The organism is Streptomyces sp. GDS52, from assembly GCF_052246875.1.
Taxonomy (GTDB): Bacteria; Actinomycetota; Actinomycetes; order Streptomycetales; family Streptomycetaceae; genus Streptomyces; species Streptomyces cathayae.
In genome coordinates, this window is sequence record NZ_CM125966.1 from 5,236,046 (window position 1) to 5,250,243 (window position 14,198).

At 70.6% G+C, this 14,198-nt stretch carries 12 protein-coding genes, 1 other RNA gene and 1 pseudogene; 4 read left to right on the plus strand and 10 right to left on the minus strand.

Annotated elements, in window-relative coordinates; all coding sequences use genetic code 11:
* Positions 1-7: 7 nt before the first annotated feature.
* A pseudogene (locus ACTWJ9_RS23865) lies at positions 8-787 on the plus strand (DMT family transporter); the annotation flags it as partial.
* Positions 788-902: 115 nt separating this feature from the next.
* An RNA gene (gene rnpB, locus ACTWJ9_RS23870) (RNase P RNA component class A) lies at positions 903-1,306 on the plus strand.
* 220 nt (positions 1,307-1,526) lie between these two features.
* On the opposite strand, the gene ACTWJ9_RS23875 is transcribed toward rnpB, so the two are convergent.
* On the minus strand, positions 1,527-2,378 hold the full coding sequence (locus ACTWJ9_RS23875; RefSeq protein ID WP_387036726.1) for a hypothetical protein: 852 nt from the start codon (positions 2,376-2,378) through the stop codon (positions 1,527-1,529).
* Positions 2,379-2,504: 126 nt separating this feature from the next.
* The gene (locus ACTWJ9_RS23880; protein ID WP_387036724.1) at positions 2,505-3,653 is read right to left on the minus strand and encodes a site-2 protease family protein; all 1,149 of its coding nucleotides are present in this window, start codon (positions 3,651-3,653) and stop codon (positions 2,505-2,507) included.
* Between the two features lie 214 nt (positions 3,654-3,867).
* Here ACTWJ9_RS23880 and ACTWJ9_RS23885 point away from each other — a divergent pair, with 214 nt between their 5' ends.
* Positions 3,868-4,164, plus strand: a complete 297-nt coding sequence (locus ACTWJ9_RS23885) for a hypothetical protein (RefSeq protein ID WP_279336305.1) — start codon at positions 3,868-3,870, stop codon at positions 4,162-4,164.
* A gap of 1,406 nt (positions 4,165-5,570) precedes the next feature.
* Positions 5,571-6,110: a manganese efflux pump MntP gene (locus ACTWJ9_RS23890; protein WP_279336307.1), complete on the plus strand. Its 540-nt coding sequence runs from the start codon at positions 5,571-5,573 to the stop codon at positions 6,108-6,110.
* On the opposite strand, the gene pqqE is transcribed toward ACTWJ9_RS23890, so the two are convergent.
* From pqqE to katG, 8 genes are all read right to left on the minus strand, one after another.
* Complete coding sequence (gene pqqE, locus ACTWJ9_RS23895; protein ID WP_443294760.1) at positions 6,070-7,188, minus strand: pyrroloquinoline quinone biosynthesis protein PqqE; 1,119 nt, start codon at positions 7,186-7,188, stop codon at positions 6,070-6,072. The two genes, ACTWJ9_RS23890 and pqqE, sit on opposite strands and share 41 nt — an antisense overlap.
* Before the next feature lie 4 nt (positions 7,189-7,192).
* Entirely contained in the window at positions 7,193-7,438 is a 246-nt protein-coding gene (pqqD, locus tag ACTWJ9_RS23900; protein WP_279336309.1) for a pyrroloquinoline quinone biosynthesis peptide chaperone PqqD, read from the minus strand.
* A 119-nt stretch (positions 7,439-7,557) separates the two neighbouring features.
* The gene (gene pqqC, locus ACTWJ9_RS23905) at positions 7,558-8,265 is read right to left on the minus strand and encodes a pyrroloquinoline-quinone synthase PqqC (protein WP_279336310.1); all 708 of its coding nucleotides are present in this window, start codon (positions 8,263-8,265) and stop codon (positions 7,558-7,560) included.
* Between the two features lie 4 nt (positions 8,266-8,269).
* Positions 8,270-9,157: a pyrroloquinoline quinone biosynthesis protein PqqB gene (pqqB, locus tag ACTWJ9_RS23910; RefSeq protein WP_279336311.1), complete on the minus strand. Its 888-nt coding sequence runs from the start codon at positions 9,155-9,157 to the stop codon at positions 8,270-8,272.
* Between the two features lie 105 nt (positions 9,158-9,262).
* The gene (pqqA, locus tag ACTWJ9_RS23915) at positions 9,263-9,361 is read right to left on the minus strand and encodes a pyrroloquinoline quinone precursor peptide PqqA (RefSeq protein ID WP_109382866.1); all 99 of its coding nucleotides are present in this window, start codon (positions 9,359-9,361) and stop codon (positions 9,263-9,265) included.
* A gap of 47 nt (positions 9,362-9,408) precedes the next feature.
* On the minus strand, positions 9,409-11,109 hold the full coding sequence (locus tag ACTWJ9_RS23920; protein ID WP_279336312.1) for a PQQ-dependent dehydrogenase, methanol/ethanol family: 1,701 nt from the start codon (positions 11,107-11,109) through the stop codon (positions 9,409-9,411).
* Positions 11,110-11,122: 13 nt separating this feature from the next.
* Positions 11,123-11,584, minus strand: a complete 462-nt coding sequence (locus ACTWJ9_RS23925; RefSeq protein ID WP_279336313.1) for an MSMEG_3727 family PQQ-associated protein — start codon at positions 11,582-11,584, stop codon at positions 11,123-11,125.
* Between the two features lie 450 nt (positions 11,585-12,034).
* The gene (gene katG / locus ACTWJ9_RS23930) at positions 12,035-14,188 is read right to left on the minus strand and encodes a catalase/peroxidase HPI (protein WP_443295921.1); all 2,154 of its coding nucleotides are present in this window, start codon (positions 14,186-14,188) and stop codon (positions 12,035-12,037) included.
* Positions 14,189-14,198 lie beyond the last annotated feature (10 nt).

The window sequence follows — 14,198 nt, forward strand, 5'->3', positions numbered from 1 at the left end:
TCGCCGCATGACTGCACGCGGCTGGTTCCTGTTCTCCCTGATGGGAGTGGTCTGGGGCATCCCCTATCTGATGATCAAGGTGGCGGTGGAGGAGGTGTCCCCGTCCGGGGTCGTCTTCACCCGCTGTGCCCTCGGCGCACTGCTCCTGCTGCCCTTCGCACTGCGGCAAGGAGGCCTCACCGGGACCGTCCGCGCCCACTGGCGCCCCCTGCTCGCCTTCGCGGTCATCGAGATCATCGGCCCCTGGTACACCTTGACCGACGCGGAACGCCACCTCTCCAGCTCCACCGCCGGCCTGTTGATCGCGGGCGTCCCCATCGTGGGCGTGACGCTCGCCAGGTTCTTCGGCGACACGGAGCGCCTGGGCGCACGCCGCCTCACCGGCCTGGGGCTCGGCCTGGTGGGCGTCGGCGTCCTCACCGTCCCGCACCTGACCGGCGGCGACGTCCGTTCGCTCGCCGAGGTGCTGGTGACGGTACTGGGCTACGCCATCGCCCCGCTCATCGCCGCCCGCCATCTGAAGCAGGTCCCGTCCCTCCAGCTCACCGCGGTCTGCCTGACCCTGGCGGCAGTCGTCTACGCCCCGGCCGCCGTGCTCACACGGCCGGCCGAGCTGCCCTCCGCCGGGGCACTGACCGCCCTCGCCGGCCTGGGCGCCGTCTGCACGGCGATCGCCTTCGTCGCCTTCCTGGAGCTGATCAAGGAGGCGGGACCGACCCGGGCGACCGTCATCACGTACGTCAACCCGGCGGTCGCGGTGACGGCCGGGGTGCTCCTCCTGGGCGAGTCCCTGACCGCGACGGTCCTGGCCGCCTTCGCCCTGATCCTCACCGGCTCGGTCCTGGCGACGGCCGCGGCACCGAGGCCCCGTTCACGCCCGGTACCATGGTCGGTACGGCAGACGAGCCGGGCGGGCGGCCGCGTGGAGTCCTTTGCGGGGCTTCCCGAGGAACGTCCGGGCTCCACAGGGCAGGGTGGTGGCTAACGGCCACCCGGGGTGACCCGCGGGACAGTGCCACAGAAAGCAGACCGCCCGGCGCTTCGGTGCCGGGTAAGGGTGAAACGGTGGTGTAAGAGACCACCAGCGCCTGAGGTGACTCAGGCGGCTAGGTAAACCCCACCCGGAGCAAGGTCAAAAGGAGCGCCGTGAAAAGCGCTCTGCGCGGACGTTCGAGGGCTGCCCGCCCGAGTCCGCGGGTAGACCGCACGAGGCCGGCGGCAACGCCGGCCCTAGATGGATGGCCGTCACCGGAGGGCCCGCGAGGACCCACCGGAACAGAACCCGGCGTACAGCCCGACTCGTCTGCCGCCCCAGGTCGCTGACCTGCAAGAGCACCCTCGATCCCGGCGATGAAGTGCACATGCGTCATGGTCGGCTGTGCGTACCGCCGAGTGCTTCGAACGTGCCTGGAAGACGGTTGCGCACCGTGCGGCCCTGGACCGGTCGGGCGGCTCTGGTCCCGCCCTTCGGCCGCTTCACCCCGTGGGCGGTGTCGACGGCTCGCGGGGTGCTTCCCGCTCGGCCGTCAGGAGGCGTCGGGGCGGGACTCGTAGTGCAGGGCGTGGAAACGGCCGGCTTCCTCGCGTCCTGCGGGGTCGCCGCCCAGTGCCCGTACCGCCGCGATCGCGTACCGCTGTTCCTGCTCGTCGGTGAAGAGGCGCTGCGGATAGGTGCGGGAGGTGTCGAGGGTGGTGTTCAGACCGTGGGCGGCCAGGGCCTGGACGATCGGCCGGTACGACACGGTCCGCAGCACGAACGCGCTGACCCACACCGGCCTTCGGACGCCGTCCAGCAGTGCCGTGAACGTCCGGGCGGTGACATAACTGCCGCCGCCGGTCAGCGTGATGAGGCCGACCTCGGCGAGCGCGCGGTTCAGCTCGGGGCCGGGCGGGCCCTGTTCGAGGTCGTCGGCGAAGGCGGCGTCCAGGAGCCCCGCCTCCAGCGCGTAGTGCACGGCGGGCGCCGAGACGTCCAGGCCGAAGACCGGCACCGCGTCCGGCCGGCGCCGCTCGGCGTAGAACTCCCTGTCCCGCGCCGCCAGTTCCGCCGTCGACAGCGTCCGGCAGGCGGGGGAGGTGTAGCGCTCGTACATCTCCGCCAGCGTCACCTCGTGGTTGAGCAGCGCGGCGTTGATCCCGTACGAGCAGCACACGTCCAGCACCGCCGGCCCGTGCGGCCGGCCGTCGTCGAGCGCGGTCCGTTCGGCGGCGACCTGGCGGAAGACCGGCTGGGCGTGGTGCGGGATCTCGTACTCCAGCGGGGCCAGCCGCCCGAAGTACGTGCGCGGATCCGGCCGGTCGTAGATGTCGTCGAACCGCGACTTGCCGCCCTCGGAGCCCCCCGAGCCCTCGGTGCCGCCAGAGCCTGACCCGGCCATGCCGTACTCCTCCTCACGGAACACGTCTGTACTTCCATCATGTCCTGCTTCCGACGGCTCAGGACGTCTGCCGCGCACGCGGCTCGCGAGGGCACCCGATCGCTCCGACACGGCAGCCGAACGTTCTCACGGCGGCCCGGGGGACGGCGGGGGCGCCGACGGAAGCCGCGAGTGTCGGCGGAACCGGTCGATGTCGTGCGCGGTGATGATTCCGCTCAGCCGGCCGTCGTCCATCACGAGGATCGGAAGGAGGGCCCCGGCGGTGCCGAGTCGCTCCAGGACGGAGTTCAGCAGCTCGTCCGGTGCGGCGAGCGTGCATCGGGACAGCGGGGTCGCGACGTCGCGTACCCGCAGCGACGCCCGCTTCTCGGACGGCAGGTCGACCAGTCGGCGCAGTTGTACCACGCCGCTGGGGTGGCCCTCGAAGTCGAGCAGCGGCAGCGCTGAGTGCCCCACCTGCGAGGTCACCTCGGAAAGGAAGCGGTCCACGGCCAGCCAGTCGGGGCCGGTGACCACCGGAGTGGTCATCGCCTGCCTGACCCGTACGCCCCGCAGGGCTGTGACCAGCTCGGCCCACCGGCGTTCGGCCGCCGCGGCGCCCGCCACGAACAGGCCGACCACGATCAGCCACAACCCCGCCGGCAGCCCCCGCGCGAACGCCAGCCAGCCCAGGACGGCAAGCGCCATGCCGACGACCTGGCCACCGCGCCCTGCCGCTCGCTGAGCCCGCTCGCGATCCCCCGTGCGCCACCACAGCAGGGCCTGCGTCAGCCGGCCTCCGTCCAGGGGCGCGGCGGGCAGCAGGTTGAAGAGGCCCAGCAACAGGTTCGTGCCACCGAGCCAGCCCAGTACGGCGACCGGGATCCGCCAGCCCAGCGTGGTCGCGACCGCGGCAGCCGCGCCGATACCGACGGCGCCGAGCAGCAGGCTGGCGAGCGGCCCGCTGACGGCGACCAGGAAGGCCGTCCGTGGTGTCGTCGGCTGGTCCATCCGAGTGACCCCGCCCAGCGCCCACAGGGTCATGTCCTGCACGGAGATCCCCGCCCTGCGAGCCGTCAGCGCGTGCGCGGCCTCGTGCACCACCAGACTCGCCAGCAGCAGCACGGCTCCGGCCACTCCGGCGACCGCGTACACCACCGGCGCCAGCCCCGGCGCGTACCCGGGCAGTGTCCGGGCCGCCAGGCCGTACGCGAGGAGCAGCATGAGCAACGGCACGCTCCAGTGCGCCCGCAACGCCAGGCCCCGAACACTCCCGAGCCGGATCGAACCCTTCATCGCCCTCACCGCCGACGACTTCCGCCCCCGACTGCACCACTTTTTCCATCTTCCATGGTCGGTCGTCGGCCCCCGTAACAGGAAATGGTCCGTGCAACCAGGTCTGCGAGCCGGGATCAGTGGCGGCGGCGTCCCAGGCAGGCGGAGATCGCGCCACGGGCCTACGGTGGTCGAAGGGCTCGGCGAGCCGGCAGGGGTTGCGGAGGAGGCTGCGATGGAAGAGCACTTCGTCTGGGTGACGACGCGGCGTATTCGGCCGGGCGCCCTGGAGGACTTCGAGAAGGCGTGGCAGCCGGAACCCGCCCCGCAGGGGCTCCGCCGCGCCTACGCCTACTGGTCCGAGGACGGACAGGAGATCACCGGGGTGTCGTTCTGGGACTCCCAGGAGACCTGCGACGCGTGGCGGTCCTCCGAGGCGGAGGCGCAACGGCGTGCGGCCATGGCCCCGTACGTCGCCGAGGAACGGGAAGGCTTCTACCGCGGCCGCGAACTCGGCATCCCCCAGCGGTAGTACTGTGCCGAGCCGCTCCGGCGGCATGACGCAGCGGGTTTCCGTGCCCCCGACGCGCAGTGCCGTGCGGACCGGTACCTCTGTCGTCTGCGGCAGGCGTCATGACGCGGCAGTGGATCAGGCGGGCCGTCCGCGGGAGACGACGGCGGCCACGGCCGGTCCCGCCCCTCGTGCCGCCACCCCGGCCTGGAGCGAGGAGGGAAGGGAGGGAGTGAACATGGCACGGATCCTCGTGCAGGGCGACGACCTCGTGATGTGCCTGCCGTGGTGGGAAAAGGCCGCCGCGCGCCGCGGAAGCGTGCGCGTGCCGCTGGCGGCCGTACGCCGGGTGACGGTGGAGCCCGCCTGGTGGCGGGCCCTGCGCGGAGTGGTTCTGCGCGGCGTCTGGATTCCCGGCGTGCTGTGCGTCGGCACGCGGTGTCACCCCGGTGGGCAGGACTTCGTGGCCGTACGGCCCGGGAGGCCCGTGGTGTGCGTCGAACTGAGGCCCACGGCTCCCTTCAGCCTCCTGGCCGTCTCGGTGCGGGACGACGCAGAGGGCATGGCGGAACGGCTGCGGCGTTGCACGCCGGACAACGACGCCTCCACCCCTTGGCGGCAGCCCCTTCCGGCCGCCGAGGAGACGGAGAATTCCTGGAGGGCGCTGGCCAGGGAGCCACGCCGACGACGGAGACGGCCGCGGCCGACGTCGACGGTGAGGCGTAGCCACGCCCCGAAGTCCCTTCAGGTGCGCGCCGCGGACCGCCGACCGGTCCATGGGCGGCGAGGGGGTGCGGCGACAGTCTGTTCGTCGAGTTCGTCGAGGGCGGCGTCCCCGCTGGCCTTGAGGTGATTCCGATGCCGACCATCGAAGAGGCGGTGCGGACGGCGTACTCGGTAAGTGTCGAAGAGCTCAAGGCGAAGGATTTCCTGGAACAGGTTCCTCCCCTTCTGTTGCAGTACAGGTTCGATCCGATTACCGGCCGTCCGTTGATTCGTACGCCGGATGGGCCTTTATCGGCACCAGTGCCTCGGCTGATTAATCGCAAGCTCCCGCCTGGAGGATCGCCTCGGCTCAAGTAAGTGGCACTGGTCCCTCGATTCCATTGTCCGGACCGCCGGCTCGTCCGGAGACGGCTCCTGGCTCCGGCGGATTTCCGTCGAGGCGGGAGTGTTTTCGGGAACAGGCCATCATGAGGTGACGAGCCCCGTGCGCTGCAGCGGAGGGGCCGCCGCGAATGCACCCGTCAGGTGCCCCGGCAAGCCTGCAAACCACCGTCGGGTGCGCAGTGCCGAGAAACTGTCGGAAATCGGTTTGCCGGGTTTATTTCGCGGACCGCCTGAGATATCATTTCTCACATGGCGAATGCTAGCCGAGGCAAAGTCGTTCCTGGCGGCGTCGGGCGTCATCGGGCAGTGACTTCGCCATGATCGGGGAAATACTGGTCCTGGGTTTCGTACTCAGTCTCGACAATTTCCGGGTATCGATCGCGCTCGGTACCGTCCCCTTCGGTCTGAAACGCGCGGTGCAGGTCGCGCTGACCTTCGGGCTGTGGGACGCGATCATGCCCCTGGTCGGACTGTTGGTCGGTCGCCGGATCGGGGAGTTCGTCGGGGGCGTCGCCGACCTGGTGGGCGCGGCCGCGCTCGGCGGGTACGGTCTGTACCTCGTCATCTCGGCCCTTCGGAACCCTGAGCCGGACGAGCTGGACCAACCGTGGGCGCTGTTCGGTATCCCGTTGACGCTGAGCCTGGACAACCTGTTCGCCGGGGCGAGCCTGGGGCTCCTCGGGCTCTCGCCGTGGTTCTCGGCCACTGTCTTCGGCGCCATGACGGCGGTGATGTCGCTGGTCGGGCTGCGGCTCGGGCGGGCCGCGGCGCGCCTCATCCGGATCCGCTCGGACCTGCTGAGCGGGATCACCCTGATCATCGCCGCTGTGGCGCTGCCGTTGGTGTTCGGCGGTTAGCCCGGTGTACGCGGGGGACCAGCGGAGGACCGTCGGCCCGCGAGTCGGCGTTGGCGGCCTCGACCGCCCGGGCGACCAGGGCGTGGTCGGGCGACAGGTGGCAGACCGGGTCGGTGCGGGCCGCGTCGCCGGTGAGCAGGAACGCCTGGCAGCGGCACCCGCCGAAGTCCAGCTCCCGCCGGGGGCAGCTCCGGCAGGGCTCCGGCATCCAGTCCGTCCCCCGGAACGCGTTCATCACCGGGGACTCGGCCCAGATCCGCTCCAGCGAGTCCTCCCGCACGCTGGCCCGCGGCAACGGCAGGGAGTGGGCGGCCGGGCAGGGCAGTACGTCGCCGTTCGGCGTCACGGTCAGCTGCCGGGAGGCCCATCCGCCCATGCAGGGCTTCGGGTAGCGGCTGTAGTAGTCGGGAATGACGTAGATGATGTCCATGCGGTCCCGCAACCGCTCGCGGGCGGCCCGCACGACGACCTCGGCCGCCTCGAGCTGGGCCCGGCTCGGCAGCAGCGCGTCACGGTTCCGCCAGGCCCAGCCGTAGTACTGGGTGTTGGCCAGCTCCACCCGGTCGGCGCCCACCTCCTCGGCCAGCTCGAGCACCTCGGCGACGCGGTCGATGTTGAGCCGGTGCAGCACCACGTTCACGGTGAGCGGCCAGCCCAGCTCCTTGACCACGCCCATCGCCTCGATCTTGCGGTGGAAGGACGGGGTCCCGGCGATCCGGTCGGACACGGCCGGATCGTCGGACTGGATGCTGATCTGCACGTGGTCCAGGCCGGCGGTCCGCAGCTGCTCGGCCCTCGGACGCGAGAGCCCGAGGGCGCTGGTGATGAGGTTGGTGTAGAGGCCCAGGCCGTGGGCGTCCGCCACGATCTCCACCAGGTCGCGCCGCAGCAGCGGTTCCCCGCCGGACAGGTGGCACTGCAGAACCCCCAGGTCGCCGGCCTCGGCCAGCACCCGCCGCCACTCGTCGGTGGCCAGCTCGTCCTGGTAGCCGGCCAGGTTCAGCGGGTTGGAGCAGTACGGGCAGGCCAGCGGGCAGCGGTAGGTGAGCTCGGCGAGCAATCCGAACGGGCTATCCAACGGGCTATCCATCGGCGATCTCCAGGTAGCGCCGGGCGATGAGCCGGGTCAGGAACCGCCGCACCTCGTCGTCGGGGACGGTCCGGTAGCGCGCGCCCAGCTCGGCCACGATCTCGGCCACGGTGTGCCGCCCGTCGCACAGCTCGAGGATGTCCGCGCCGCTGCCGTTCAGAACCACCACCGTCTCGGGGAGCTGCAGGGTCTGACGCTGCCTGGTCCGGCAGAAGGTCAGTCGGACGTGGTGTGCCAACCGGGGCCGGTCCGAGCCGGACACCCCGACGCCGGGTCGGGTGCCGGTTCCGGTCCGGGTTGTTCCGGTCCGGGTTGTTCCGGTCCGGGTCGTTCCGGTCCGGGTCGGGTCCATGGCGGTCACTCCGGGTAGGCCTGGTCGATGGCGTCCATCAGGCTCCACAGGACGTCGCACTTGAACGACAGCGCGTCGACGGCGCGCGCCCGGGACTCGGCGGAGAGGCAGTGCGCGGTGACCACCTCGAGGGCGTGCTCGCAGTCGCGGGGGGCCTGCTCCAGGCGGGCGCGGAAGTAGGCGAGGCCCTCGGGGTCGATCCACGGGTACCACCGCTCGAACGCGGCCAGCCGCGCCGCCATCAGGTCGGGTGCGAACAGTTCGGTGAGCGAGGACGCCACCGCCTCCACCCACGGGCGGGTCCGGGTGAAGTTCACGTAGGCGTCGACGGCGAACCGCACCCCGGGCACCAGGTGCCGGTGGCCTTGGACCTCCTCGCGGGTCAGCCCGGCGGCCTCACCGAGGCGCAGCCACGCCTCGATGCCGCCCTCGCCGGCGGCGGTGCCGTCGTGCTCGACGATCCGTCGGATCCAGCGGCGGCGGACCTCGAGGTCGGGGCAGTTGGAGAGGATCGCGGCGTCCTTGCGGGGGATGTTCTCCTGGTAGTAGAAGCGGTTGGCCACCCAGCCCCGGATCTGCCGGCGGCTCAGCCGTCCGGCGTTCATCCGGACGTGGAACGGGTGCTGGTCGTGGTACCGCCGCGAGTGGGCCCGCAACACCTCGACGAAGGCGTCGGCACCGGTTCCCGTGGTTGTCGTGGTTGTCGTCGTCACGGCTCTACACCTGGACCTCGAGGCCGTCCATGGCCACTTCCATGCCGCTGTCCTCCACGGTACGCCGCTCGGGCGCGTCCTCCAGGAGGACCGGATTGGTGTTGTTCATGTGTACGAAGATTGTCCGCCCCACGCCCAGCGACGGGAGCTGCGCCAGGCTGCCGTCCGGGCCGTCGATGGGCAGGTGACCCATCTCCCGGGACGTTTTGCCGGCCAGGCCGAGCCGTACGAGCTCGTCGTCGCTCCAGCACGTCCCGTCGATCAGCAGGCATGCGCAGCCCTTGATCTCCACGCGCAGCGCCGGCGTCAGCGATTGCACCCCTGGCAGGTACACCAGGGTCCCCCCGCTGCGCTCGTCGGTCAGCCGGTAGCCCACGACGCGGCCGTGGTCCACCCCGGCTCCGAACCGATCGCGCTTGGTGGTGGGCACGTCGAACGCCCGGCAGGACAGCCCGTCCGCCAGGGCGAGGTCGGCACCGGGGCTCACCGCCCGCCACTCGACCGGACAGTAGCGCTCGAGCGTGCGCAGAATCCCCGAGCCGACACACAGGGTCTCGCGCACCGCCGGTGTGGCGTACAGCCGCAGGGCGCGGGCCTCGCGCAGCAGAAGCAGGCCCAGCGTGTGGTCCAGCTCGGCGTCGGTGAGCAGCACCGCCTCCAGCGGCGTCGTCCGGTCGTCGTGCGGGTGCAGGCCGGAGAAGGCGTTGATCTGGGTGCGGACGTCGGGCGAGGCGTTGATGAGGAACCACCGGCGGTGGTCGGTGCTGACCGCGACCGAGGACTGGGTGCGCGCGAGGCCGACCCCGGAGCGGACCGCGGCGCACACCGGACAGCCGCAGTTCCACTGCGGGGAGCCACCCCCCGCCGCCGAGCCCAACACCCTCAGCAACACGCCGGCACTCCGTCCATAGAAGATCCGGGTCCGTCGTCGGCCCGGCCGTCCGTTGCCGTCCCGAGTCCTCGGGCGGCGCCGGACCGGGTCCGGCGCCGCCCCGTGTCACTCGTCCTCCAACCGAGCGACGTACATGGTCACCTCGGCCGCGACTCCGATCTCGTCGAACTCGGGGGTTTCCCACACAGCGAGCTGGGACTCCATGGATTCACCTCCTCACTGCCCGAATTGCGGCAGGCTCCGGTCACGCACTACGACGATTCCGGAAGGGCGAAGGCGATCAGGGCGCTTCCGTGCCCCGCGCCGAGCATGCCGGGGAGGAACCCCTCGGCCCATCCGCCCCAACCGACCGGCACGACGACGTACTGCCTGCCGTCGACCATGTAGGTGGTCGGGTTGCTGTGGTGACCGCTCCCGCACTGGAACTGCCACAGCAGCTCCCCGGTGCGGGCGTCGAGCGCGTTGAACTCCCCGGAGGGTTCACCGGCGAACACCAGGTCACCGCCGGTGGCCAGCACCGAGGCGCACATCGGGAGGTCGTTGCGCCAGCGCCACTTCTCCTCGCCCTCTGCGTCGAACGCGCTGACGGACCCTGCCATGTCCTCGATGTCCACCTGAACGCCCGCGCCCCAGTACGGAATGCTCTCCTTGAACTCCCGGCGCCGCCGGGTGGCCGTGGCGCCGGTGTCCTGGACCGGGACGTAGAAGAGCCCGGTCTTCGGGCTGTAGGCCGCGTGGGTCCATTCCTTGGCGCCGGCCGGACCCGGGTAGAAGTGGACCGGATCTCCCTCCTTGTCCGGGTACACCTTGGCCGTCACCTGGCCCTCCCTCGTGATCGCCCCCCAGGTGATGCGGTCCACGAAGGGGGTGATCCGGACCCTCTCGCCGTTCGTGCGGTCAAGGACGAAGAAGTAGCCGTTCTTGTCGAAGTGCCCGAGCAGTTTGCGCCCGTCCTGCTCGAACAGGATGCACTCGGCGATGCTGTCGTAGTCCCACACGTCGTGCGGGGTGCACTGGTAGTGCCAGCGGATCTGACCGCTGTCCACGTCGACGGCGATGACACTGTCGGTGAAGAGGTTGTCGCCCTCGCGGACGGCTCCGTCGAAGTCGGGCGCCGGGTTGCCGGTGCCGACGTACAGCAGGTTCGTCTCCGGGTCGAAGGTGCCGGTGACCCAGCAGTTCGCCCCGCCCCGTGCCCAGGCCTCGCCGTCGGCGGGCCAGGTCTCCGAGCCGGGCTCCCCGGGCTTCGGCACCGTGTAGCAGCGCCACTGGTGCTCGCCGGTCTCGAGGTCGAACGCGTCGAGGTGGCCGCGTACGCCGAACTCGCCGCCGGAACTCCCGACGATGACCATGTTCTTCACGACCAGCGGGGCGACCGTGGCGCTCTCCGCGGCCCGGACGTCTCCGTAGGTCTTTTCCCAGACCCGCTTGCCGGTGGTGGCGTCGAGCGCGAGCACACGAGCATTCGCCGTGACGAAGAAGACCTTCCCCTGGGCCACGGCGACCCCACGGTTCACGTTCCCGCAGCACAGGGAGACGTCGAAGGGGACCGCGTGCTTGTACCGCCAGATCTCCACACCCGTCTTCGCGTCAACGGCCCAGAGCCAGCCGTCCCAGCCGGAGACGAACATGATCCCGTCGACGACGACCGGGGCGGCCTCGAACGAGTAGGTCGACGCGCCCGCGATCAGGCCGGTCGTGCCGGCCTGGAAGACCCATGCCGGGGCGAGGCGCTTGACGTTCTCCGTGTTGATCTGGTCCAGCGGGCTGTACCGCTGCCCGTCGTAGGCGCCGTAGTAGGTGAGCCAGTTCTGGGGTTCCTCGCGGGCATTGAGGATGCGCTCGTAGGTGACGTCGGCCACCACCGGCGGCGCGACGTCCGCCCCCGGGGTCTTGTAGTTCAGGGTTCCCTGGTCGACGGCCTCACCCGCGTCCACGTATGCGACAGTCATTGCCTCCTCCTTCCTACGGCCGCGGCTGTTCGGGACGGTCGAGGCGAGCCTCCGGCGGAGCGTCCCCCAGGACGACGATGGCCCCGGTCAGCCCCCGGCCCTCGTCATTGCCCGTGGGCGAGCTGAACCAGTAGTAGCCCGGCCCGTCGAGGTTGAGGGTGGCCCGTCCTCGCGAATGGTTCACCAACCAGATGAACTTCCGGTCGCCATTGCTCGGCAGGAGCGCGCAGTGCGTGTTCAGGTCGTCATTGACGAGCTCGAGTTCGATATCGCCTCCATGGGGCATGACCAGAATGGAGGGATCCCAGATCAGTTCATCCGGGTTGATGCGAACGGTGGCCTGCATGCGGCCGTCCGATCCCTCAGTGGCCTGCCCGATGTTTCCGGTTGCCAGCACTTGACCCAGCGCTGCTTTGTTCTGTGCGGCCAACCCGATCTTGTCCAGCAGGTCGGCTCGCTCCTGCGCGGTCGTCATCGGGGCTTCACTCTCCTCGTCCCGAATCTCCAGGTCCACTTCGCATAGGCCGCGCTGACGGCGGCACGCCGCGGCCGGTCGTACACCTCCATCCGGAAAAAAGCTCTCCGAATTGATTTCGGAATTTCTTTTCTGCGTCGCCCCATTCCCGGCTGTAATCGGCGGTCAAGGGGTGTGCCACCCCGGATGAATCACGCCGGAAAGGGTGTGGAATCCTTATTCCATAAGTACGTTACGCCGGGCGAATCACACCGACAAGGGTGAGCGCCGTTTCGGTCCGGCTCACGCCGTTCGTCCGCGAACAGCTACCGTTCGTACCGGATGTGCCACCGTTGGGAGGAGCCGGGCCGCACCGCGTCGGGGCCGGTGGCAGCTCCGGTCGATCGTCGCCGATCACCACCGGCTGACCGGTCACGACGCCTCTCCCGGTGTCCGGGCCCCGAGGGAGGGTCAGGCGAGGTCGTACCGGTCGAGGTTCATGACCTTGTTCCACGCGGCGACGAAGTCCCGCACGAACTTCTCCCGTGCGTCGTCGCTCGCGTAGACCTCCGCGACGGCACGCAGTTCGGAGTTCGAGCCGAAGACGAGGTCGACGCGGCTGCCGGTCCACCTGGCCTCGCCGGTGGCGCGGTCGCGCCCCTCGAAGGTCTCCGCGGCCGCGGAGGTCGGCTTCCATTCCGTGCCCGTGTCGAGCAGATTCACGAAGAAGTCGTTGGTGAGCGACCCGGGCGCCGAGGTGAAGACGCCCAGCGGCGACTGCCGGTGGTTGGCGCCCAGTACTCGCAGGCCACCCACGAGGACGGTCATCTCGGGCGCGCTCAGGTTCAGCAGGTTCGCGCGGTCGACCAGCAGGTGCTCCGACGGCAGCCGGCCGCCCTTGCCGCGGTAGTTGCGGAACCCGTCCGCGGTCGGCTCGAGCGGGGCGAAGGACTCCGCATCGGTCCACTCCTGCGTGGCGTCCGTGCGTCCCGGGGTGAAGGGGACCCGGACGTCGTGGCCGGCGGTCCTGGCGGCCTGCTCGACGGCGGCGGCTCCGCCGAGCACGATGAGGTCGGCCAGCGAGATCTTCTTGTCCCCGGCCCGGGAGGCCTGGGAGTCGTTGAAGGACTCCTGGACCCCCTCCAGGGTGCGCAGCACCTGTGCCAGCGTGTCGGGGGCGTTGACCTCCCAGCCCCGCTGCGGCTCGAGGCGGATGCGCGCGCCGTTCGCCCCGCCCCGCTTGTCGCTGACGCGGAACGTCGAGGCCGACGCCCACGCGGTCGAGACGAGCTGGGAGACCGACAGTCCGGAGGCGAGGATCCGGCTCTTGAGCGCGGCGATGTCCGCCGCCCCGACGAGCTCGTGGTCCACGGCGGGGACCGGGTCCTGCCAGCGCAGCGCCTCCCGGGGGACCAGCGGTCCGAGGTAGCGCTGGATCGGGCCCATGTCGAGGTGCGTCAGCTTGAACCAGACCCGGGCGAACGCCTCCGCGAGCTGGTCCGGGTTCTCCAGGAAGCGCCGCGCGATCGGTTCGTAGACCGGGTCCGACCGCAGCGCGAGGTCCGTCGTCAGAATCGTCGGGACGTGTGTCGTCGACGGGTCGTGGGCGTCCGGCACGGTGCCGGCCCCGCCGCCGTCCCTCGGGATCCACTGCCACAGACCGGCGGGGCTCAGTTCCAGGTCCCACTCGTAGCCGAACAGGGTCTCGAAGAAGCTGTTGTCCCATGTCGTCGGGGTGGGTGTCCACGTACCCTCGAGCCCGCTGGAGATGGTGTCCGCGCCCTTCCCGGTGCCGTAGTCGCTCTTCCAGCCCAGGCCCTGCTCCTCGAGGGGGGCGCCCTCGGGTTCGGGGCCGAGGTGGGTGTCCGGGTCGGCCGCGCCGTGGGTCTTGCCGAACGTGTGGCCGCCCGCGATCAGCGCGACGGTCTCCTCGTCGTTCATCCCCATGCGCCGGAACGTCTCGCGGATGTCCCGGGCCGCGGTGAGCGGGTCCGGAACGGTTTTCGGTCCCTCCGGGTTGACGTAGATGAGGCCCATCTGGGCGGCGGCCAGAGGGTTCTCCAGCTTCCGGACGCCGCCGTGGCGTTCGTCGCCGAGCCAGGCGTGCTCGGGACCCCAGTAGACGTCCTCGTCGGGTTCCCAGACGTCCGCCCGGCCGCCGGCGAAGCCGAAGGTCGTGAAGCCCATCGTCTCCAGGGCGCGGTTGCCCGCGAAGATCATCAGGTCGGCCCAGGAAACCTTGCGGCCGTACTTCTTCTTCACCGGCCAGAGCAGCCGGCGTGCCTTCTCGAGGTTGCGATTGTCCGGCCAGCTGTTCAGCGGCGCGAAACGCTGCATGCCGGCGCCCGCGCCACCGCGGCCGTCGTCGATGCGGTACGTCCCGGCGGAATGCCACACCATCCGGATCACGAGCGGCCCGTAGTGGCCGAAGTCGGCCGGCCACCACTCCTGCGAGGTCGTCAGCACCTCGTCGACGTCCCGCGCCAGGGCGTCGAGGTCGAGCGTCCGGAACTCCGCGGCGTAGTCGAAGTCCTCGCCCATGGGGTCGGCCACGGCGGGGTGTTTCCGGAGGATCCTCAGGTCGAGCTGGTTCGGCCACCAGTCGCGGTTGCTCGCGCCCCCGATCGGGCGACCG

Bases quoted from the DNA above. Each gene is read 5' to 3' on its own strand.
- ACTWJ9_RS23885 (WP_279336305.1), top strand. From the start codon at position 3,868: ATGGAAGAGCACTTCGTCTGGGTGACGACGCGGCGTATTCGGCCGGGC.
- ACTWJ9_RS23875 (WP_387036726.1), bottom strand. From the start codon at position 2,378: ATGGCCGGGTCAGGCTCTGGCGGCACCGAGGGCTCGGGGGGCTCCGAG.
- ACTWJ9_RS23890 (WP_279336307.1), top strand. From the start codon at position 5,571: ATGATCGGGGAAATACTGGTCCTGGGTTTCGTACTCAGTCTCGACAAT.
- ACTWJ9_RS23920 (WP_279336312.1), bottom strand. From the start codon at position 11,109: ATGACTGTCGCATACGTGGACGCGGGTGAGGCCGTCGACCAGGGAACC.
- pqqA (WP_109382866.1), bottom strand. From the start codon at position 9,361: ATGGAGTCCCAGCTCGCTGTGTGGGAAACCCCCGAGTTCGACGAGATC.
- ACTWJ9_RS23880 (WP_387036724.1), bottom strand. From the start codon at position 3,653: ATGAAGGGTTCGATCCGGCTCGGGAGTGTTCGGGGCCTGGCGTTGCGG.
- ACTWJ9_RS23925 (WP_279336313.1), bottom strand. From the start codon at position 11,584: ATGACGACCGCGCAGGAGCGAGCCGACCTGCTGGACAAGATCGGGTTG.